The 18,762-nt window shown below is 60.4% G+C and carries 19 protein-coding genes; 13 read left to right on the forward strand and 6 right to left on the reverse strand.

Features of this window, described 5'->3' with window-relative positions; all coding sequences use genetic code 11:
• Positions 1–50: 50 nt before the first annotated feature.
• From AAIA72_RS10725 to zwf, 3 genes are read right to left on the reverse strand one after another with little or no spacing between them, the layout of a single operon-like run.
• Positions 51–710 carry a bifunctional 4-hydroxy-2-oxoglutarate aldolase/2-dehydro-3-deoxy-phosphogluconate aldolase gene (locus AAIA72_RS10725; protein WP_369600312.1) on the reverse strand — a complete coding sequence of 220 codons (660 nt, stop codon included), beginning with the start codon at positions 708–710 and terminating at the stop codon, positions 51–53.
• 18 nt (positions 711–728) lie between these two features.
• Positions 729–1,445, reverse strand: a complete 717-nt coding sequence (pgl, locus tag AAIA72_RS10730) for a 6-phosphogluconolactonase (RefSeq protein ID WP_369600313.1) — start codon at positions 1,443–1,445, stop codon at positions 729–731.
• Positions 1,432–2,904 carry a glucose-6-phosphate dehydrogenase gene (gene zwf, locus AAIA72_RS10735; RefSeq protein WP_369600314.1) on the reverse strand — a complete coding sequence of 491 codons (1,473 nt, stop codon included), beginning with the start codon at positions 2,902–2,904 and terminating at the stop codon, positions 1,432–1,434. The genes pgl and zwf overlap by 14 nt, the downstream gene beginning before the upstream one ends.
• 210 nt (positions 2,905–3,114) lie before the next feature.
• Here zwf and AAIA72_RS10740 point away from each other — a divergent pair, with 210 nt between their 5' ends.
• From AAIA72_RS10740 to AAIA72_RS10750, 3 genes are all read left to right on the forward strand, one after another.
• Positions 3,115–3,984, forward strand: a complete 870-nt coding sequence (locus tag AAIA72_RS10740; RefSeq protein ID WP_369600315.1) for a MurR/RpiR family transcriptional regulator — start codon at positions 3,115–3,117, stop codon at positions 3,982–3,984.
• Between the two features lie 254 nt (positions 3,985–4,238).
• Positions 4,239–5,585, forward strand: a complete 1,347-nt coding sequence (gene lamB, locus AAIA72_RS10745) for a maltoporin LamB (protein ID WP_369600316.1) — start codon at positions 4,239–4,241, stop codon at positions 5,583–5,585.
• A gap of 134 nt (positions 5,586–5,719) precedes the next feature.
• Positions 5,720–7,537 carry an SLC13 family permease gene (locus tag AAIA72_RS10750; RefSeq protein WP_369600317.1) on the forward strand — a complete coding sequence of 606 codons (1,818 nt, stop codon included), beginning with the start codon at positions 5,720–5,722 and terminating at the stop codon, positions 7,535–7,537.
• 55 nt (positions 7,538–7,592) lie between these two features.
• Here AAIA72_RS10750 and AAIA72_RS10755 read toward each other — a convergent pair whose 3' ends face one another.
• Positions 7,593–8,414, reverse strand: coding sequence for a 5'-nucleotidase, lipoprotein e(P4) family (locus tag AAIA72_RS10755; protein WP_369600318.1), 822 nt, complete (start codon positions 8,412–8,414; stop codon positions 7,593–7,595).
• A 273-nt stretch (positions 8,415–8,687) separates the two neighbouring features.
• Here AAIA72_RS10755 and AAIA72_RS10760 point away from each other — a divergent pair, with 273 nt between their 5' ends.
• The 6 genes from AAIA72_RS10760 to AAIA72_RS10785 all read left to right on the forward strand — a co-directional run bounded on the left by AAIA72_RS10760 (position 8,688) and on the right by AAIA72_RS10785 (position 14,970).
• On the forward strand, positions 8,688–9,170 hold the full coding sequence (locus AAIA72_RS10760) for a GspH/FimT family protein (protein ID WP_369600319.1): 483 nt from the start codon (positions 8,688–8,690) through the stop codon (positions 9,168–9,170).
• A 10-nt stretch (positions 9,171–9,180) separates the two neighbouring features.
• Complete coding sequence (pilV, locus tag AAIA72_RS10765) at positions 9,181–9,606, forward strand: type IV pilus modification protein PilV (protein ID WP_369600320.1); 426 nt, start codon at positions 9,181–9,183, stop codon at positions 9,604–9,606.
• Positions 9,603–10,700: a PilW family protein gene (locus AAIA72_RS10770; RefSeq protein ID WP_369600321.1), complete on the forward strand. Its 1,098-nt coding sequence runs from the start codon at positions 9,603–9,605 to the stop codon at positions 10,698–10,700. Before pilV ends, AAIA72_RS10770 begins: the two co-directional genes overlap by 4 nt.
• Positions 10,697–11,185 (forward strand): PilX N-terminal domain-containing pilus assembly protein, encoded by a 489-nt coding sequence (locus tag AAIA72_RS10775; protein ID WP_369600322.1) that lies wholly within the window; start codon positions 10,697–10,699, stop codon positions 11,183–11,185. Before AAIA72_RS10770 ends, AAIA72_RS10775 begins: the two co-directional genes overlap by 4 nt.
• Positions 11,186–11,683: 498 nt before the next feature.
• Positions 11,684–14,581, forward strand: a complete 2,898-nt coding sequence (locus tag AAIA72_RS10780) for a pilus assembly protein (protein ID WP_369600323.1) — start codon at positions 11,684–11,686, stop codon at positions 14,579–14,581.
• Entirely contained in the window at positions 14,563–14,970 is a 408-nt protein-coding gene (locus AAIA72_RS10785) for a type IV pilin protein (RefSeq protein WP_369600324.1), read from the forward strand. Before AAIA72_RS10780 ends, AAIA72_RS10785 begins: the two co-directional genes overlap by 19 nt.
• A gap of 3 nt (positions 14,971–14,973) precedes the next feature.
• On the opposite strand, the gene AAIA72_RS10790 is transcribed toward AAIA72_RS10785, so the two are convergent.
• Positions 14,974–15,429, reverse strand: a complete 456-nt coding sequence (locus AAIA72_RS10790) for a hypothetical protein (protein WP_369600325.1) — start codon at positions 15,427–15,429, stop codon at positions 14,974–14,976.
• Positions 15,430–15,565: 136 nt separating this feature from the next.
• On the opposite strand from AAIA72_RS10790, the gene AAIA72_RS10795 reads away from it, so the two are divergent.
• Genes AAIA72_RS10795 through AAIA72_RS10810 form a run of 4 tightly spaced genes read left to right on the forward strand, consistent with a single transcriptional unit; the run spans position 15,566 to position 17,826 of the window.
• Complete coding sequence (locus AAIA72_RS10795; protein WP_369600326.1) at positions 15,566–16,303, forward strand: DUF1538 family protein; 738 nt, start codon at positions 15,566–15,568, stop codon at positions 16,301–16,303.
• Positions 16,300–17,070 carry a DUF1538 domain-containing protein gene (locus AAIA72_RS10800; protein ID WP_369600327.1) on the forward strand — a complete coding sequence of 257 codons (771 nt, stop codon included), beginning with the start codon at positions 16,300–16,302 and terminating at the stop codon, positions 17,068–17,070. The genes AAIA72_RS10795 and AAIA72_RS10800 overlap by 4 nt, the downstream gene beginning before the upstream one ends.
• 13 nt (positions 17,071–17,083) lie before the next feature.
• Positions 17,084–17,434 (forward strand): P-II family nitrogen regulator, encoded by a 351-nt coding sequence (locus AAIA72_RS10805; RefSeq protein ID WP_369600328.1) that lies wholly within the window; start codon positions 17,084–17,086, stop codon positions 17,432–17,434.
• On the forward strand, positions 17,431–17,826 hold the full coding sequence (locus tag AAIA72_RS10810; protein ID WP_369600329.1) for a CBS domain-containing protein: 396 nt from the start codon (positions 17,431–17,433) through the stop codon (positions 17,824–17,826). The genes AAIA72_RS10805 and AAIA72_RS10810 overlap by 4 nt, the downstream gene beginning before the upstream one ends.
• On the opposite strand, the gene AAIA72_RS10815 is transcribed toward AAIA72_RS10810, so the two are convergent.
• Positions 17,789–18,511 carry a GNAT family N-acetyltransferase gene (locus AAIA72_RS10815; RefSeq protein WP_369603000.1) on the reverse strand — a complete coding sequence of 241 codons (723 nt, stop codon included), beginning with the start codon at positions 18,509–18,511 and terminating at the stop codon, positions 17,789–17,791. The genes AAIA72_RS10810 and AAIA72_RS10815 overlap by 38 nt on opposite strands.
• Between the last annotated feature and the right edge of the window lie 251 nt (positions 18,512–18,762).

Below are 18,762 nucleotides of genomic sequence, written 5' to 3' on the forward strand. Positions count from 1 at the left end.
ACTTGCGCCGGCGGAAAGTCGTTGCTAGTGCAATGAGGGAGGGTCGTACACTACTGACGAGAGGCCAGAGCCGCCCTCGCGGCGGCAAGGCTCTCAGCGGCAATAGTTCGTATACCGGCCCAGTCACCGTCCCTGACCTGCGGTGCGGGAGTCAGCCATGACCCGCCGACCGCAAAGACATTGGACTGAGCCAGAAATTCGCTCATGTTCTTCTGCCCGATACCCCCTGTCGGACAGAAACTCACATCCGGGAAGGGCCCGGCAAAGGATTTCAGTGCGGCCACGCCGCCTGCCACCACGGCAGGAAACAGCTTGAAACGACGGTAGCCCATTTCGTATCCCATCATCATTTCCGAGATGGTTGCCACCCCGGGCAGGTAGGGCGCAGGACTGTGCTCGCCATACTCCAGCAGGGCCTGCGTCACCCCCGGTGAAATGACAAACTGTCCGCCGGCCTCTTCCACCTCACGGTACTGGCGCACGGTGGTCACGGTGCCGGCACCCACCACGGCTTCCGGAAGCGCTTCGCGCAGCCTGCGGATGGCCTCCAGGGCGCAGGGTGTCCGCAGGGTCACTTCCAGCACGCGGATTCCCGCATCCAGCAGGGCCCGGCCCAGCGGCACGGCATGCTCCGCCTGCTCCACCACAATGACCGGCACCAGCGGCTGGCCGTCGAAATAGGTTTCCAGTTTGCCCTGAATGTCATTCATCGCTTTGCATACTTCTCGTCAAGGACACCAAAACACGGTCAGCGGCTGCTTCAGAAACAACCTGACCGGCATCTCTGCCACGGCATCCGGATTGGCCAGTGCACGCTCCAGGGTGGCCAGTTTGTCTTCACCCGTGATGTGCAGCACCCGGTGCCGGGCGGCCAGCAAGGCCGAAGCCGTCAGCGTGATCCGTTCATGTGGCGCATCCTGAGGCCGGGTGGCGGCGACCCGGGCCGGGCCGGACGGATCCAGGGCCTCGGCCAGTCCGGGCGACCCGGGAAAGAGCGAAGCCGTATGTCCGTCGTTTCCCATGCCCAGTACCACCACACTCAATGGCCAGGCCAGCGTCCTCACCCGCTGTTCCACCTCGTCCAGCGCTGCGGCCGGTGTGGCCCCCTCCGCTTTCAGGGGCACCCAGCGTGCCTGTTGCGCTTCGCCGGTCAGCAGGTGTGTCCGGACCAGCCGGGCGTTGCTGGCCTCGTGGTCCGCATCCACCCAGCGCTCATCCACCAGCGTCACATCGACACGGGACCAGGGCAGCGCCTGTCCGGCCAGCGCGCTGAAAAATGGCACCGGCGTGCTGCCGCCGCTGACCGCGAGACTGACCCGTGCCTGAGCCGCCAGCTGTTCGCGCAACTGGTCCGCCACGTGCACCGCAAGGTTCGCGGCCAGCGTGTCACGATCCGGCGCTGTCACCCAGCGGACCGAAGGCGGCAGCCCGTCAGGCGTCTTCATACCAGCTCCTTCCGTCCCGGGCGATCATGGCGATGCTCGCTACCGGCCCCCAGGTTCCCGCGGCATACTTGCGCGGCTTGTCGCCGGCCTTCTCCCAACTGTCGATGAGCTGATCAATCCAGCGCCAGGCGTATTCCACTTCATCGCGGCGCACAAACAGATACTGATTGCCATTCATGACTTCCCAGAGCAGCCGCTCGTAGGCATCCGGCACACGCTCGGACTTGAACGCCTCGGAAAAACTCAGTTCCAGCGGGCCCTGACGCAGGCGCATGCCCTTGTCCAGCCCCTGGTCCTTGGTGGCCACCTGAAGGGAAATCCCCTCGTCGGGCTGCAGCCGGATGATGAGCCGGTTGCAGGCCATGTATTTCTGGTCCGGATCAAAGATGTAGTGCGGCGCCGGCTTGAAGTGGATGATGATCTCCGACAGCTTCTCCGGCATGCGCTTGCCCGTGCGCAGGTAGAACGGCACGCCGGCCCAGCGCCAGTTGGCAATTTCCACCTTCATGGCCACGAAGGTTTCGGTTTCGGAATCCGGGTTCGCCCCTTCCTCTTCCATGTAACCGGGTACCGGCTTGCCATCGATCATGCCGCGCGTGTACTGGCCACGAACCAGATGGGTTTCCATCTGATTGGGTTCGATGGGCCGCAGCGCCCGCAGCACCTTCACCTTCTCGTCACGGATGCTGTCCGCCGACAGGTCGGCCGGTGGGTCCATGGCAATGAGACACAGCAGTTGCAGCAAGTGGTTCTGCACCATGTCCCGCAGCTGGCCCGCCTTGTCGAAATAGCCCCAGCGGCCTTCAATGCCCACCTTCTCCGCCACGGTGATTTCCACGTGGGAGATGTAGCGCTGGTTCCACTGCGCCGCAAAGAGGTTGTTCGCAAACCGCAGGGCAATCAGGTTCTGAACCGTTTCCTTGCCCAGATAGTGGTCAATCCGGAAAATCTGGGTCTCGTCAAAATACCGGGCCAGTTCGTCGTTAATGGCCTTCGAGCTTTCCAGATCCTGGCCGATGGGCTTTTCCACCACCACGCGAGACTGCGCATCCACCACTCCGGCGCCGGACAGATTGGCGCTGATGGTGCCGTAAATCATGGGTGGCGTTGCCAGGTAAATGACACTCGGAACATCACGCTCCGCACGCCACTCGAGGATGGGCCGGTAGCCTTCGGGGTCCGCGAAGTCCACTTTCAGGTACTCGCAACGCGCCAGCAGGCGGTTCAGTACCGATTCGTCCAGCGACTTGCCGATGTGAATGGCAAACTGCTCCCGCAGATGGGCATGATGGGCGGGTGTATCCATGTCCTGACGCGCAAGCGCCAGCACCCGGGTACCGTCGTGAAGCAGGCCGGCCCGCTCGAGCTGATACAGTGCGGGAAAGAGCTTGCGCCGTGCCAGGTCACCGTTGGCACCAAACAGCAGCATGTCAATCTGAGGGAGAGCGTCCCGTGTCATGGTTCGTCTTTTCATGTCATGTAGTAATTAAACCAAATTTTTCCACTTTCAGGCCGATTAATCAAGAGCAAATTCCATTTTTTGCGTAATTTTTACAGCAAAAAGCCTGCACTCACCGCCTTCGGCCCACCCAAACCCTTGAAAACTGGCATTATGTGCCCATTTCCCGGATAATGTAGTTAATTCACTACTATATGAGACGCGCTGTCAATGAATGATCAGGGAAATCTGCTTCAAATCATCAAAGACAGGCTGGACAGCCTGAACAAGTCCGAACGCAAGGTGGCCGAGGTCATCCTCCGGGATCCCCAGTCCGCCACGCGCTACAGCATTGCCGCCCTGGCCAAGGCCGCGGAAGTCAGTGAACCCACGGTCAACCGCTTCTGCCGCAACTTTGCCACCCAGGGCTTTCCGGACTTCAAGATTCAGCTCGCTCAGTCCCTGGCCAGCGGCACACCCTATGTTTCCCAGGCTGTCGAGCCGGACGATACGGTCGAGGCCCTGGTGGACAAGATTTTCCAGAACACCATTGCAACGCTGGACAAGGCACGCCAGGCACTGGATCCCCAGGCCATCAGCAAGGCTGTGGATTACCTCATCCAGGCCAAGCAGATTGCCTTCTTCGGCATGGGCGCCTCCGCCGCCGTGGCCATGGATGCCCAGCACAAATTCTTCCGCTTCAACATCCCGGTCACCTGCTACGACGACTTCCTCATGCAGCGCATGGTAGCCGCCTCGTTCAACACCGGCGACGTGATCGTGGCCATCTCCTATACCGGCCGCACACGGGAAATGGTAGATGCCGTGCAGATCGCCCGGGACAACGGCGTGACCGTGATCGGCATTACCGCGCCCGGCTCGCCTCTGGCGAAAATCTGTACCGTTTCCATTGATGTGCCCAAACTGGAAGACACGGATGTATACATGCCCATGACGTCACGCATGGAGCATCTGGCGGTCATTGATGTGCTGGCCACCGGTGTGACACTCAAGCGGGGCGTGGACTTCCAGGCTCACCTGAAGAAGATCAAGGATGCGCTGGTTGCCACGCGCTTTCCAGCCAACGATACCCCCGAGTAATCTGTACCGGAGATTGACTGCGCTGACATCCGGTCAGCGCAGCGCCGGCCTACGCCGAGTCTACGCCCTGCCTCCCCCGCCCTCCTCCCCCTCAAAAAGCCCACCTGTGGATGATGCCATTTCAATACGTATTGACGACTATGATGCTGAGCCATCCGGTATGCACCTGACACTTACCGGATACGCAGACAGATCAACGCGGGTCCGGCAGACGGCCCGCCAAGTGGCAAGCAACCAACAGCAGGAAGAAAACGATGGCAGACAAGAACAAATCTCGTGCTTTCCGACTGGCGCCTCTGGCCTCCGCGGTCGCCGCAGCCGTCCTCAGCACGTCAGCACTGGCAGTTGAATTTCACGGATATGCCCGGGCAGGCATCTCCACCACCGCAGACGGCGGTGAACAACTCTGTTACGGCAGCGGTGCAGCCGGTCACTTTGTCGGTCGTCTGGGCGACGAGTGTGACACCTACGGCGAAATGGCCCTGGGCCAGGAACTGTTCGCACAGGACGGCAAGACATTCCGCTTTGACATGATGCTCGCCTATCAGGCACTCAACCAGGGGAATGATTATCAGGCCCTGGATGGCGACAACGACCTGTTCAGCACCGGAGGTGACACCAATGCTTCCGAACCCTGGCAAGGGGGCGACATTGCCCTGCGTCAGGCCTTTGTTTCGGCCAAGAACGTCATTGGCTGGGCACCGGGCGCCACCCTCTGGGCCGGCAAGCGCTTCTATGGCCGCAAGGATGTTCACTGGCTGGACCTGTTCTATGTCAACAACAGCGGCTACGGCGCTGGTCTGGAAAACATTTCCGTTGGCAATGCGAAGGCGTCCGTTGCAGTGACCAACTTTGATACGCCCGCACGCCACAGCGGCAACGGCTACACTCAGAACAACAAGCTGGATGTTCGCTTCTCCATGCCTGCAGGCGCCGGTAACCTGGAGCTGATCGGTATCTATGGCTATGCCGACCTGACCGACGCACAGGATCAGAACAAGAGCTCGCTCTCCAAGGAAGTGGATCGTAACGGTTTCTTCCTCACGGCCGAATACTCCCAGGGCCTGATGGGTGGCTTCAACAAGGCCGTACTCCAGTACGGCAAGGGTTCTCTGGGACACATGGCCTACGCCAACCACGGTGGCGGCGAGTCCCTGAACAGTGTGTGGTGGGATGGTACGCTGGAAAAATCCTGGCGCGTCATGGATTTTGGCGTGGCACGTCTGAGCGACAAGGTTGAGCTGGGTTATTCCGTGCTTTATCAGAAAGGCACGACCTATGGTTCAGGTGTCACCGAAGAGAACCCCAGCCTCATGAGCGTCGTGGTTCGCCCCATGTACAAGTGGGATGACATCATGAAGACCACACTGGAACTGGGCTACAGCAAGAATCAGGAGCCCTGGGAAGCCGAGAAGAAAGCCCTGAGCAAGATTGTGGTGGCCCAGGAATGGTCTGCCGGCAAGAGCTTCTGGGCGCGTCCGACCATTCGCCTGTATGCCGGCTCCTTCTTCGGCAAGCGCGCCGAGGAAAACACCAGCCACAATGCGGATGGCGAGAAGGGCAACCTGCGCGTCGGCGCACAGTTCGAAGCCTGGTGGTAAGATTCCTCCTCTCTGCACTCAACAGGCTGACCCCGGGCATTGCCCGGGGTTTTTTATTGCGCCAACTCAATGCAGTCCGGTCCGGGTTCCGCTAAAGTGACATCCCGATTCCGGCCACTTGGAGATTCCGAGCGATGACTGCTGACGCCTGGGGCGTGATGATCCTTCTCGCCATGACGATCGCCCTGTTCATTCAGGACCGCATCCGCATGGATCTTATCGCCCTCATGGTCATCTGCGTGCTGGCCCTGTCAGGCTGGGTGACCCCTGCAGAGGCGGTCGCGGGTTTCGGACACGGCCTGGTGGTGATGATTGCCGCCCTCTTCATCGTCGGCGAGGGACTCTTTCAAACCGGTGTGGCCGCAAGAGCAGGGCAGATTCTCCTGCGAATGGGCGGCACCAATGAAACCCGCCTGCTCTGGGTGCTGTTACCGCTGGTAGCCTTCATGTCCGCCTTCATGAGCTCCACGGGCACGGTCGCCCTGTTCATCCCTGTGGTCATGACAGTGGCCAGACGCTCGGGTATCCCTCCTGGCCGCCTGATGATACCGCTGGCCTACGCCTCCCTCATGGGCGGCATGCTGACACTGATCGGCACCCCCCCGAACCTGGCTGCTGCGGCCGCGCTGAAAGATGCCGGGCTGGAGCCCTTCACCTTCTTTGATTTCACGCTCCCCGGTCTGGCCATTTTTCTCGCAGGTACGGTCTACCTGATCTACTTTGCCCGCCACCTGTTGCCTGCCGGGAGTGCCGTGCCCGCGGGATCCGGCTTCCACCTGGGCGAGCTGACCGATCGCTATGGCATTACCGACCAGATTCACCTGCTGAAGACCCTGCCGGACAGCCCGCTGGTGGGCAAGACGGTTGCGGAAGCCGGTCTGCGCACCCGTTTTGAGGCCACCCTTTTCGGTATCCGAAGGCAGGGCAGACTGATCTCCACGCGACTGCCGGTGCTCTCCGCGACACGAATCCATGCGGGTGACGAGCTGCTGGTGTACGTCGCACCTGATGCACTCGGAACCCTGTGTGACACCATGCGGCTGGACGTGCTTCGGTCAGGTGGTGGACTGCTGGATGAATTCCATCAGGATTTCGGTGTCGCCGAGGTACTGGTTCGCCGCTCAGCCCCCGTCATCGGCAAGACACTGAAGGAGGCCAGATTCCGCGACCGGTACGGTCTCAGCGTGATCGGCATCCGGCGTCAGGGGCAGCCACTGGCCGCGCAGTTCGAGGGCACACGGATTGCGTTTGGCGATTCGCTGCTGGTCGTTGGCGGCTGGCGTCATATTCTGGATCTGGAGCAGCACCCGGACTTTGTCATTCTGGAACTCCCCGTGGAAGTACAGGATGCCGCCCGTCAGAGTGACAAGGCCCTGCCGGCAGGCCTGATCGTGCTCGCCATGCTGGTCGTCATGGCCACCGGCTGGCTCCCGCCACTGACCACGTCACTGCTTGCTGCCCTGGCCATGATTCTTTCCGGCTGCGTCCCGCCTGCCAGGGCGTGGCAATCCCTCAACGCCACCAGCCTCATTCTCATCGCCGGCATGCTGCCGCTGGCTCAGGCGATGAAAAATACCGGTGCGCTGGATGCCCTGGTCGCAGGTCTCACCACCTTGCTTGAGGGTCAGCCTCCGCTGCTCATGCTTGGCGCTTTCTTCCTGATCACCTCCCTGCTCAGCCAGTTCATGTCCAATACGGCCACGACCGTGCTGGTCGCCCCCATTGCCCTGGCCTCTGCCCAGGCGCTCGGCATCCATCCGCAGCCGTTTCTCATGGGTGTGGCGCTGGCGGCCTCCACGGCATTTGCCACACCGGTTGCCAGCCCGGTAAACACGCTGGTGCTCGGTCCCGGCAACTACCGGTTCATCGACTTCGTGAAGGTGGGCCTACCGCTACAGGCACTGAGTCTGTTTGTCGCGCTACTGGTGATTCCCCGGTTTTTCCCCTTCTGAACACGAAAACGCCCCCGTTACGGAGGCGTTCGTGTCATCCGGATGAACCACGGTCTTACTGTTTGGGCGCCCACCGGCGCAGATGCTGCTTGCGCATCTGATCCTTCTCGGCGGCAGACGCCTTCCAGTTGCCGTTGTACACCGCGCCTTCCCAGTCGCCATAAGTGGGGTTGGGCAGCACGATCCACTCGGTGCCCCACTTGTCCTTGTGCTTGTCGGTCGCCGCAAAGCGTTCGTCCACCGACTTCTTGTAAAAATCATCGCTGAAGTCGTTCAGATTGTCGCCCACCATCAGGGCCACATCATATTTTTCGAGAACGGCCTGGCGACGTGCCTCCTTGCTGGAAGACTTCTCCCGCATGAGCAGATGGGTTTCGTCCACAAAGGGGAATCCGAGTGCTTTAAGGTTCCTGAGCGTCCCTTCCTTGCCCTCCGGCTTGCGGTTGGTGATATAGAACACATGCACACCCTTGCTGGCCGCATAGTTGAGGAACTCCACGGCGCCAGGCATGGCCGTCGCTTCCGCCGCATTCATCCAGGGCACCCATGTTTTGGAGGAATACCCGAAATCATTGCCGATGAGATAAGCCTCATAGGCCGTGTTATCCAGGATGGTTTCATCCACATCCACGGCAATTGCCAGGGGCTTGTTGCCCTTGTGCGCGGCCAGCGCCTTGTCCAGCTGCATGTGGGCGACGTTGAAGGCCTGATGGCTGAGCGCCCGGAACTCGGCCGAAGCCTGCATCCACAGCGTTGCCATGACCAGCTGTTCATTGAGATCCCGGGTGGTATAGGCCTCCTCGGCCTGAGCCAGAGGCGCAGCAGCCAGCGCACCCGCCAGCGCACCTGCCAGCAGCGCAGCATTGAACCTGTTCATGTGTGCGTTTTCCTTATCTTTTTGGGTTGCATGAAAAGCATGTCACTGGCCCAGCTTACGCCTTGTTCATCTTGGGTAAAAGTGTCATTTCACATCATCCTGAAGGCATATCGGCATCAGTCCGGCGCTGCAATGACTTGTCCTGACATGCAACCCGACCTGCCTTCGTGTTGGATTTGTGAAAACCGTAACAGTGTTGCGTTATGATACGGTTGTTCCACAACCATCCAAATTATAAAATGAACACAGCCTCACGTTACAAGGATGGTGACCATGCCTGCAAGACAGTCCGGTTTGACCCTGCCCGAACTCCTGACCACCCTGGCTGTTGTTGCCATCATGGCGGCCATCGCCGTGCCGGCGTACCAGTCCATGGTTCAGACCAATGCTCAGGCTGCAGCACACAATGCCCTCGTCAGCAGTCTCAACCTGGCCCGATCCGAGGCCCAGCGCCGCCGTCAGGTGGTCTACGTCACACCCATTGGCGGACAGTGGCAGACCGGCTGGGAAGTCTGGGTGGATGCGGACAGTGACGGCACCTTTGACAGTGGCACCGATACGCTGGTCAGGCGTTACACCTCATCCGGTCCGGCAGTGACCGTATCCGGCCCATCTGGCATCGGCTTCGGCCCTGACGGCAGCCTGATCCAGGCCTCGGCCACCCGACTGCAATTGCGCACCCCCAATGCCCATGAAGGCGTGGATATCACCCTGACCCGCAGCGGTCAGTTCGTGCGCACGACCGTACATCCCTGAGGACAGCACCATGAAACGATCCCATGCCGGCTTCTCGCTGATTGAAGTACTGGTGGCCCTGCTCCTGCTGGCGCTGGGGGCACTGGGCTCTGCCGCCCTGCAGGCCAACGCCCTGCGCCTCAACCATTCTGCCGCCTCCCAGAGCATTGCCGTGCAGCTTGCCTCCGACATGGCAGAACGCATCCGCGCCAACCGCCAGGCCGCCCTGAAAGGTGACTACAACCTCACCGCCGGCGCCAGCCCCTCTGGCGGCAGCACGCTGGCGGCCGGGGATCTTGCGGACTGGTACGCCCAGGTGACCAAGATGCTCCCGGACGGCAAGGCTGCCATTGAAACCGACGCCGCCAGCGAGACCATCACCATCACCCTGACCTGGAGTGGTGAGCGTGTGCAAAGCGGGCTGACGGAAAGCTATCAGGTGGTGGTGGCACCATGACTTGCCGATCCCTTCGCACCCCCTTTCCACGCCAGACGGGCCTGAGTCTGGTGGAACTCTTGATCGCCCTCCTGCTCAGCAGTCTGCTGACGCTGGCAGTGGCGCAGCTCTATCTCGGCAATCGCCAGACCTGGTCAGTGAATGAGGCGACCAGCCGACTTCAGGAATCTGCACGCATCCTGCGCACCCTGCTCGACCGGGAACTGCGCATGGTGGACTACCGTGGCTGCCTGGGGAATCACAAGACACCACCGGAAAACAGCCTTCAGGCCGCCACCGACATTCTCAACGATGTGACTGTTGCCCTGCGGGGCTGGGACAATGTGTCCGGCACGCCATCCGAACTGAGCGGCACACTGACACCCGGGCCCGTTGCGAACACGGACGTCCTGCTCATCCGCACCGTGCTGGGCCAGCCGCTCCGGCTGACCGCGCAGACCACCCGGGACGCAGTGATCACGGAAGACCCCGGCCCCACGCTGAACAGTGCCTGTCCGGATGGCTCGGCAAGCCGGTCGGGCCTGTGCGTCAACGATATTGTGCTGGTTTCCGATTGCGAGAAGGCCCGCTACTTCCAGATCACCGCGCTGACGCCTCAGGCAGGCAACGCGTCCGCCACACCTCCCGTACCGGCCACGCTGAAGCTGGCGCATCAGGCGGGGAGCCAGCCCGGCAATGCGGTCACGGACTGGGGCGGCGATGCGGCCACACGGTTTGATGCCGGGGCCGAACTGGTGCCTACCGGCACGCTGGTGTACTACCTGGCTTCCGGGAACGGCCTGACCGGCCTGTACCGCAAGGCCAACCACCGGGCACCCGAGCTGCTGATTCCCAATGTGGACGATTTCCAGGTGACCTATGGCGTGGATTCGGACAGCAACGGCCAGACAGACAGCTATGTACCCGCATCCGGTTCCGTCAACTGGGAACAGGTACGAAGCATCCGGATTCAGGTGCTGCTGCGTTCTGACAGAGACGTACTGCCCACGCCGCAGCCGTATCGCTTCAACGGCACCGACTTCATACCCGAGGACAAGGCCCTGCGCCTGCCTGTCACCTGGACCATTCAACTGCGTAACAGGAGTGGCTCATGACACGGACAAACCTGCACCAACGGGGGGTCGTGCTGATAGTGGTGCTGCTCTTTCTGCTGGCACTTTCGTTGCTGGCTGTCTCCACCACACGCAGCATCTCGGATGAAGAACGACTCGCCGGCTACAGCCGTCAGGATTATCAGGCATTCGAGGCAGCGGAGGCGGCCCTGTCTGCTGCCGAGCGCTATCTCGGCGGGGCGGCCCTGGGCAAGTTTGAGGGCAAGGACGGGCGCTACCACTACATCAACGCACCTGCCCCGGCCGCCACACAGGCGACCCTGACGGATATGGTGGCCGTCACGGCCTATACCGGCACCGGCACGGCTCACTACATGATCGAGGAGCTGGCGCCCACGATCGGACAACCGGACTCGGCCGCCAGCGATCAGCCCTACACCGAGCGCCGGGTCTTCCGCATCACCGCACGCGGCAGCGCACCCGGCAGTGCCGCCCCCGTTCTGCTTCAGGCCACATTCATTCGCTAGGAGGCGATCATGCGTGACCGTATTTCACAGGCATTGAAGAATCTGCTGTTTCTGGCCGGTCTGTTCCCCGCGGCAGCATACGCCGGCTCCTCATCAGGCAGCACGGCCGCCCAACCCCTGGATCTTGCCCAGACCCCCCTGACTCTGGGCGTTCGCGCCGAGCCCAACATACTGATGATTCTGGACGACTCGGGGTCCATGGGATGGGATTTTTTACCTGACGGTGCCGCCTACGCACCTTGGTATTGGGCACGGTACAGTCCAGCCTACAACAAGCAGTACTACAATCCGGCGGTCACCTACCGCCCGTGGGTCAATGCCGATGGGACGGAAATGCCACAGGCAAGCACAAGCTGCGCTGTCAATGACCCCGTGACTACTGGGTCAGGGTGCACAACCTTTCCATCTGATCACGTCAACTTCTTCGTAGCAAAATCTGGGGGAGGTGTAATTCAGGAAAAAACATATTATGTTAGTCACATCCCGAAGTACTACAAAATGGACGGTACTGAGGTAAAGATCACGCCTGGGAACAATTACACCGGCAGCTCCCAACGAACCGACTGCAAAAACGCGCCCACCTGCACCTACGAGGAAGAAATCCAGAATTTTGCCAACTGGTGGACCTATCACCGTACCCGCATGGCTTCCGCCAAGGCGGCTGTGGGCCGGGCCTTTGCGGTGCTGGACGAGAAGGCACGTGTCGGGTTTGCCACCATTCATTCCATCACACCCGAGAATCCGGTTCCTGACATCACGGTCAGGACCTTCGACACAGCACACAGGAAAACGTTCTACAACACGCTTTATGCTACCACTCCTGATGGCGGCACCCCCTTGCGCCGGGCCCTGAAGGCCGCCGGTGAATATTATTCCACCAATGCCCCCTGGGAAGACTCACGCTATGACAAACCGCTGGCCTGCCGCCCGGCCTATACCATCCTGACCACGGACGGTTACTGGAATGGCGACAGTCCCAATGTTGGTAATGCGGACAACACGAATGGGCCCGAAATCACCGGCCCCGGACAGCAAACCTATCAGTACAAACCCGAGACGCCTTTCAAGGATGCCTACAAAAATACCTTGGCCGACGTTGCCATGTACTACTGGAAGCGGGACCTGATGCCCAAGCTGGACAATCTGGTCCCCACCAGCCCACAGGACCCGGCCTTCTGGCAACACATGACCACCTTTACCGTGGGACTGGGTGTCCAGGGCACTCTGGATCCGGCCACAGACCTGCCAGCCATCGAGAAAGGTGACAAGAGCTGGCCCGATATCGACTCCGGTAAAAACACCAGGGCAGACGATCTCTGGCATGCCGCCATCAACGGCCATGGCCAGCACTTCAGCGCCCAGAATCCCGATGAGTTTGCCCAGGCGCTGAAATCGGTACTGGCCGACATCGTCAGCCGCAGCACCTCCTCTGCCGCCGCCGCAGCCAGTGCCTTCGAGCTGAGCTCGGACACTTTGATCTATCAGGTGACCTACAATCCGGGCGACTGGTCCGGCGAAGTGGTGGCCTACGAGGTGGACGGGACGACCGGCGAACTGAAGAGCACGCCCAAATGGCAATCCGGCAAAACCGTCACACAACATACCAAGGTGTTCACCCGGGCCGGTGGCCAGACCGTGCAGCTCACTGCAGACACCACCTCGGCAGACATTCTCGGGCCGCTGAACAAGGACCCGGTCACGGGCAAGACGGACGGCAAGGCCAAGACGCGGATCAAGTGGCTTCTCGGTACCCTTGCGGATGACACCACCGACGGCCTGCGCAAGCGCGGACGCTATCTTGGTGACATCATTCATTCGGATCCGGTCGTGGTCGCCCATCAGAACTTTGGTTTCGGCCTCAGCCGCTCGGGCCTGAGCCAGAATGAACGCACCCGATACAACGCATTCCGCAGTGATTCCACCTACACGGAACGCCCGCCCGTCATTTACGTGGGAGCCAATGACGGCAAGCTCCACGCCATTGACGGCGAGACCGGAAAGCCGCTGTTCGCCTATATCCCGGGTGCCCTGCTCGGCCGGCTGGGCGCCCTGACCCACCCCAAGTACAGCCATGCCTACTATGTGGACGGTGCCCCCACCTTCAGCGACGTCTGGCTGGATGATGCCTGGAAAACGGTGCTGGTGGGCAGCACGGGGCGGGGTGGTCAAAGCCTGTTTGCGCTGGATGTGACCCGGCCGGAAAGCTTCACCAAAGACAATGTGCTCTGGGATGTCGATCCCTCTGCCAGCACTGACCTGGCCAATCACCTGGGTGTGACCGTCAGCCGTCCGGCCATCGCACGGGTACACGCCGGTGACCGCTGGGTGGTGCTGGTGGGCAACGGTATCAACCCGAAGAGCCAGCAGGCCGAACTGCTCGTACTGGATCTGAAGACCGGCGCGGTGCTCAAGGTACTGAGCACAGGCGTGGGCCCGGACAGCCTGTCCGGCACAAACGTACCGCCCAACGGCCTGGGCACGCCGGTACCGGTTGATCTCGATGGTGACCGCATTACCGATATGGTGTATGCCGGTGACCTCTATGGCAATGTCTGGGCCTTCGACTTCCGGAGTGAACAGGAATCCGGCTGGCGGGTAGTGGGCAGCACCCTTGAACCGAAGCCTCTGTTTACCGCCTGCGATGGCGACTGTGACACCTTTGCCAACCGGCGCCCACTTCTGGCTCGTCCTGATGTGCGCCTGCACCCCAGGGGCGGCGTGATGGTTTATGTGGGCAGCGGCCGTTTCCTGACCCAGGACGACCGGACACTGAGCAATTCTCCCCGGCTGGAAGCCGCCTATGGCCTCTGGGACCGTACGCCCGGCCAGTATGATCCCATCCGTGTTTCGGATCTGGTGGAACAGACCATTGATATCCAGGTGGATGCCCAATCCGGCGAACTGGGGGTCCGCCACCGGATTTTCAGCAGTCACCCGGTGGACTACACGAAAAAACGCGGCTGGATCATGCAGCTCAGGCCGCCCAAAACCGCTTCAGGCCAGGGTGAACGGGTGCTCAACGGGATGATGGTGCGCCACGACCGGGTCATCTTCACCACCTTCGTGCCCTCCTCGGATCCCTGTATCCCTGACGGGACCAGCTGGCTCATGGAGGTTGACGCCATGACTGGTGGCCAGCTCGGATATGCCGTCTATGACATCAACAAGGACGGCAAGATCGACGATCTGGATGGCTACACACCGGACGGGCGAACGCTGCAGCATATCGGCGGCATCGGCTATGATGAAATCGTGCTCAACCCGGTCATTCTGAGCAACCCGAAAGAAAACAAGGAACACAAGTACCTGAGCAGCTCGACCGGCACCCTCCGGACCGTGGATGAAGCTGCCGGCAGTGCATCGGAGGGACGCAAGTCATGGATACAGATTCAGTGACCCGCTCAGGCGGATTCACCCTGGTCGAACTGATGATTGTGCTGGTCATCGCCGCCATCCTGGCGGCGGTGGCCATTCCGTCCTACACGGAGCATGTGCGGGCCACTCGCCGGGACCAGGCGGTTCAGACCCTGCACCTCTGGGCTCAGGCTGCTGAGCGCTACCGCAGCCGTCAGGGGAGCTTTCTGGGCTATAGCCGCCCCCCGGAAACCGATCCGGAAACCGGCTACACCTTTTCGCTATCGGTGAATACGGACGGTGCAGGCTTCACGGCCAGCGCGAGCCCCACTTCAGGCGGCCCCATGCAGGGGGACGCCTGTGGCACGCTGACGCTGAACGAGCAAGGCATCCTCAGCCACACCGGCTCGGGCACCCGCTGTCCGCAGTGAGGGTCAGAGCCGCGCTCTGACCAGCGCCTGCCGGCCCTTCTCGGTGTAAAGCAGCACCCCCAGCACCCAGCCAGCCAACAGCGCCAGCAGCAATCCCACGCCCACATACATCAGCGTGTGATCACTGACATTGAGCAGTTCCGCCTGCCCCTGCAGGGCGATGGTCACGAACTTGGTGACGATACCCAGCACCAGGACGGTCAGAATCAGGATGGTATTGCGCGCCTCGGTGCCCTGAAGGCGGCCGGTGACCACCACATCAATCATCACCCCCAGCAGCGAGCCCATGCCGAGACCGCCGACGCAGACCGTCCAGATGAACTCCTGAAAATGGCTGGCATCGTCCACATTGAGCCCGTAGCCAAAAATGGCGAAGTTCACCAGCTCGATGATCACGGCCACAAATATGGACAAGTACAGGGGCCGGGTATACAGCCGCCGCGCGGTAGTGTCTTTCATGTTCACTCCTCCTCTGTGTCTGGCTCTATTGTGCGGGGTGGAATTAGGCAACGCACCCTAAGCACCCGGCCATGCCTTTTGATGAAAATTTGCCGCAAATCAATCCTGCCAGCGCCGGATTCGTTATGCTGGGAGCATGATCTCAATTCTCAGACCCTTTATGCGCGCCATGCTGGGCAGTCTGCGCGACCTCCTGCCCATTCTGCTGGTCGTGCTGTGCTTTCAGCTGCTTGTTCTCGGCCAGCCTCTGCCCGACGCCGGACGCATTCTCGCCGGGACCCTGATGGTGTTGCTGGGGCTGACCTTTTTCGTATTTGGTCTGGAGCAGGGGCTGTTCCCCATCGGGGAAAGCCTGGCCCATGCCTTTGCACGCAAGGGCAGCGTCGGCTGGTTGCTCGTCTTTGCCTTCTGCCTGGGGTTCGGCACCACCATCGCCGAACCGGCACTGATAGCTATTGCTGACGAAGCCGCTTCGGTGGCCGCACAAGGAGGAGCCATTGCCGATACGCCCGACGCCCGTGCCGGATACGCAAGGGGGCTTCGTCTGACCGTCGCCTTCTCCGTCGGACTGGCCATCATGCTCGGTGTCATCCGCATCATCAAGGGCTGGCCCCTCCAGTGGATCATCATTGGTGGTTACGTGGTGGTCGTGATACTGACCGCCTTCGCACCGGAATCCATCATCGGCATTGCCTATGACTCCGGCGGCGTGACCACATCCACCATTACGGTGCCGCTGGTCACCGCACTGGGCGTCGGGCTGGCGTCTGCCATTCGCGGACGCAACCCCATGATTGACGGCTTCGGCCTCATCGCACTGGCGTCCCTGACCCCGATGATCTTCGTGATGGTTTACGGCATGGTGGCACTATGAGCCTGTGGCAGGAGTTTTTCAGCGTGTTCCGGAGCACCCTGATGGATGTGGTGCCCATCGCCAGCATCATCTTCGGCTTTCAGTTTGCCGTGATCCGCAAGCCGCCGCCCAACCTGGTCCGCATTCTGGCCGGCTTCGTCTGGGTCATCCTGGGGCTGACACTGTTCCTGATGGGACTCGACTGGGCCTTGTTTCCGCTTGGAAAGAGCATGGCTGCCCAGTTGACCGATCCGGCCTTCATTCACCCCGGTACGGAGCTGGCCGGGATGGCAACCGCAGACTGGACCGATTATGGCTGGGTCTATGCCTTTGCCTTTGCGGTCGGCTTTGCAACCACGATTGCGGAACCTTCCCTGCTGGCCGTGGCCATGAAGGCAGAGGAGGTTTCCGGCGGAGCCATACAGGCTTTCGGGCTGCGTATTGCCGTCGCACTGGGTGTGGCGGCTGGCATAACACTGGGCACCTACCGGATAGTGGTCGGTGATTCCCTGCCCATGTATATCATGGCAGGATACGTGGTGGTGCTCATCCAGACGCTCCGGGCACCGAAGATGATCATTCCCCTGGCCTACGACAGCGGCGGAGTGACCACCTCCACCGTTACGGTACCACTGGTGGCGGCACTGGGCCTGGGTCTGGCAGAAAGTGTGCCGGGGCGGAGCCCCTTGATTGACGGCTTTGGCCTGATCGCCTTTGCCAGCCTTTTCCCCATGATGTCGGTCATGGGTTACGCGCAGCTTGCTCAGTGGCTGAGCCGGCGGCGTTAACGAGGAGAATCACATGCACTACAAGCTCATCATTGCCTTTGTGGAAGACAGCATCACGGACAAGGTCATCGACGCAGCGAGGGATGCCGGCGCAACCGGTGCCACGGTCATCAATTCCGCCCGGGGAGAGGGACTCAAAAAGAACAAGACGTTTCTCGGGCTGTCTCTGGAGTCGGCGCGGGATGTGGTGCTGTTTCTGGTGGAAGAACATCTGAGCCGGCACATTCTGGAAACCATCGGGACAGCAGGCGAGTTCGATACCCGGCCCGGCACCGGGATTGCCGTTCAGATCGACGTGGAAGACGCCATCGGTGTTCAGCACCAGATGGCGAGCCTGACCCGAACCGTGGAGGATCTGCTGTGAATACCAAACCGGTCATCAAGGTGCGGGATGTGATGTCGGACCGCTTTGCGGAAATGGATGGGCTCGCCACCGTTTCCGAAGCCCTGACACGCATCCGTGAGCAGGATCTGAATGTGATCCTCATTTCCAGACGGGATGAGCATGACGCCCATGGCATCGTGCTACTGGCCGACATCGCCAAGAAGGTGCTGGCCGCCGATCGCGCTCCCGAGCGTGTCAACCTGTACGAGATCATGTCCAAGCCGGTCATCAGCGTGGAGCCCAGCCTCAATGTGAGGTACTGCGCGCGCCTGTTCCACCGGTTCGGACTCTCCGTGGCACCGGTCATCGAGAACGATCAAATACTTGGCATCGTCACTTACCGGGATCTGGTGCTGAAGGGCCTGCTCTGAGTATTGAGCGAACACATTTCAACACAATCTCTCTGATCTGCTCAGACGGGATCAGGATCAACCGTTTGAGCCAGCCTGTCGGGTTAGCAGATGAGACCGGAGCCATAAAACAGACTATACAGTTATCAAAGCGCTGAAAGTATCCTGGCATGCTTTTTCTGGCTGACAGATGACGCGGCTCAGGTTGTAACTGCGGTATAGCCCGGGCATCAAAGACCTGGCTGAATGAGCGCAGCAAACCTTCCGGAGTATAACCGACCCACCACCGGACATCTTGTCGAAGAGAAGCCAGATACATCATGATGGTAAGCCCCATGGTGACCCAACGGCCTTGAGTTCTGAACTCGGGCAATACAGCAAAGCGACCCAGTTCAGCAGTTTTTTCGTGCGGCAAGGAAACGTTGATATTAAACAGGCTCTGAATGGGGCTCCCTTTGTCTAGTCGTGTCAAACGTAACGTGCCTGCAGGCTTGCCCTTATAATAGGCGAGGAAACTCATGGAGTGTGACTCGTAAGCATCTCTGAGCACACGTTCCGGATGTGTGGTTTCATTGATATATCCGGCGTGGCGATAGACCTGCCAGCGCATTTTGAATACCACCCTTCGCTCGTGAACTTTCCGGGCAACACAAAAGCGATATCCTGACATGGCCAACACCATCAACAACAGGTAACAAACCAGCATGGCTGGCAATAACCTGATCCTGATGAGATGATCCCGCCTCAGGACTCCGGATGAAAAGAATGCCCCCTGTAAAGATCGCCAAATGATTGTGTCAGACATCATTCTGCTACCCAGACAAAATGTCACATATCTTTACATTCAATAACCGAACTATTACCTATTGAAAGACTTTTAGTCGCCCAATGTGAACCAGATCACAACCTCAACTAACAATCATTGGCGTAACAGGCTAAGGTGAACTATCTGCTTTT

It is taken from the genome of Thermohahella caldifontis (assembly GCF_041153465.1).
GTDB classification, from domain to species: Bacteria; Pseudomonadota; Gammaproteobacteria; order Pseudomonadales; family Oleiphilaceae; genus Thermohahella; species Thermohahella caldifontis.

Bases quoted from the DNA above. Each gene is read 5' to 3' on its own strand.
- AAIA72_RS10775 (WP_369600322.1), top strand. From the start codon at position 10,697: ATGACACGGACAAACCTGCACCAACGGGGGGTCGTGCTGATAGTGGTG.
- pilV (WP_369600320.1), top strand. From the start codon at position 9,181: ATGAAACGATCCCATGCCGGCTTCTCGCTGATTGAAGTACTGGTGGCC.
- zwf (WP_369600314.1), bottom strand. From the start codon at position 2,904: ATGACACGGGACGCTCTCCCTCAGATTGACATGCTGCTGTTTGGTGCC.
- AAIA72_RS10770 (WP_369600321.1), top strand. From the start codon at position 9,603: ATGACTTGCCGATCCCTTCGCACCCCCTTTCCACGCCAGACGGGCCTG.
- AAIA72_RS10760 (WP_369600319.1), top strand. From the start codon at position 8,688: ATGCCTGCAAGACAGTCCGGTTTGACCCTGCCCGAACTCCTGACCACC.
- AAIA72_RS10800 (WP_369600327.1), top strand. From the start codon at position 16,300: ATGAGCCTGTGGCAGGAGTTTTTCAGCGTGTTCCGGAGCACCCTGATG.
- AAIA72_RS10740 (WP_369600315.1), top strand. From the start codon at position 3,115: ATGAATGATCAGGGAAATCTGCTTCAAATCATCAAAGACAGGCTGGAC.
- AAIA72_RS10790 (WP_369600325.1), bottom strand. From the start codon at position 15,429: ATGAAAGACACTACCGCGCGGCGGCTGTATACCCGGCCCCTGTACTTG.
- AAIA72_RS10805 (WP_369600328.1), top strand. From the start codon at position 17,084: ATGCACTACAAGCTCATCATTGCCTTTGTGGAAGACAGCATCACGGAC.
- AAIA72_RS10795 (WP_369600326.1), top strand. From the start codon at position 15,566: ATGATCTCAATTCTCAGACCCTTTATGCGCGCCATGCTGGGCAGTCTG.
- pgl (WP_369600313.1), bottom strand. From the start codon at position 1,445: ATGAAGACGCCTGACGGGCTGCCGCCTTCGGTCCGCTGGGTGACAGCG.
- AAIA72_RS10750 (WP_369600317.1), top strand. From the start codon at position 5,720: ATGACTGCTGACGCCTGGGGCGTGATGATCCTTCTCGCCATGACGATC.
- AAIA72_RS10785 (WP_369600324.1), top strand. From the start codon at position 14,563: ATGGATACAGATTCAGTGACCCGCTCAGGCGGATTCACCCTGGTCGAA.
- AAIA72_RS10755 (WP_369600318.1), bottom strand. From the start codon at position 8,414: ATGAACAGGTTCAATGCTGCGCTGCTGGCAGGTGCGCTGGCGGGTGCG.
- AAIA72_RS10815 (WP_369603000.1), bottom strand. From the start codon at position 18,511: ATGCTGGTTTGTTACCTGTTGTTGATGGTGTTGGCCATGTCAGGATAT.
- AAIA72_RS10780 (WP_369600323.1), top strand. From the start codon at position 11,684: ATGGACGGTACTGAGGTAAAGATCACGCCTGGGAACAATTACACCGGC.
- lamB (WP_369600316.1), top strand. From the start codon at position 4,239: ATGGCAGACAAGAACAAATCTCGTGCTTTCCGACTGGCGCCTCTGGCC.
- AAIA72_RS10725 (WP_369600312.1), bottom strand. From the start codon at position 710: ATGAATGACATTCAGGGCAAACTGGAAACCTATTTCGACGGCCAGCCG.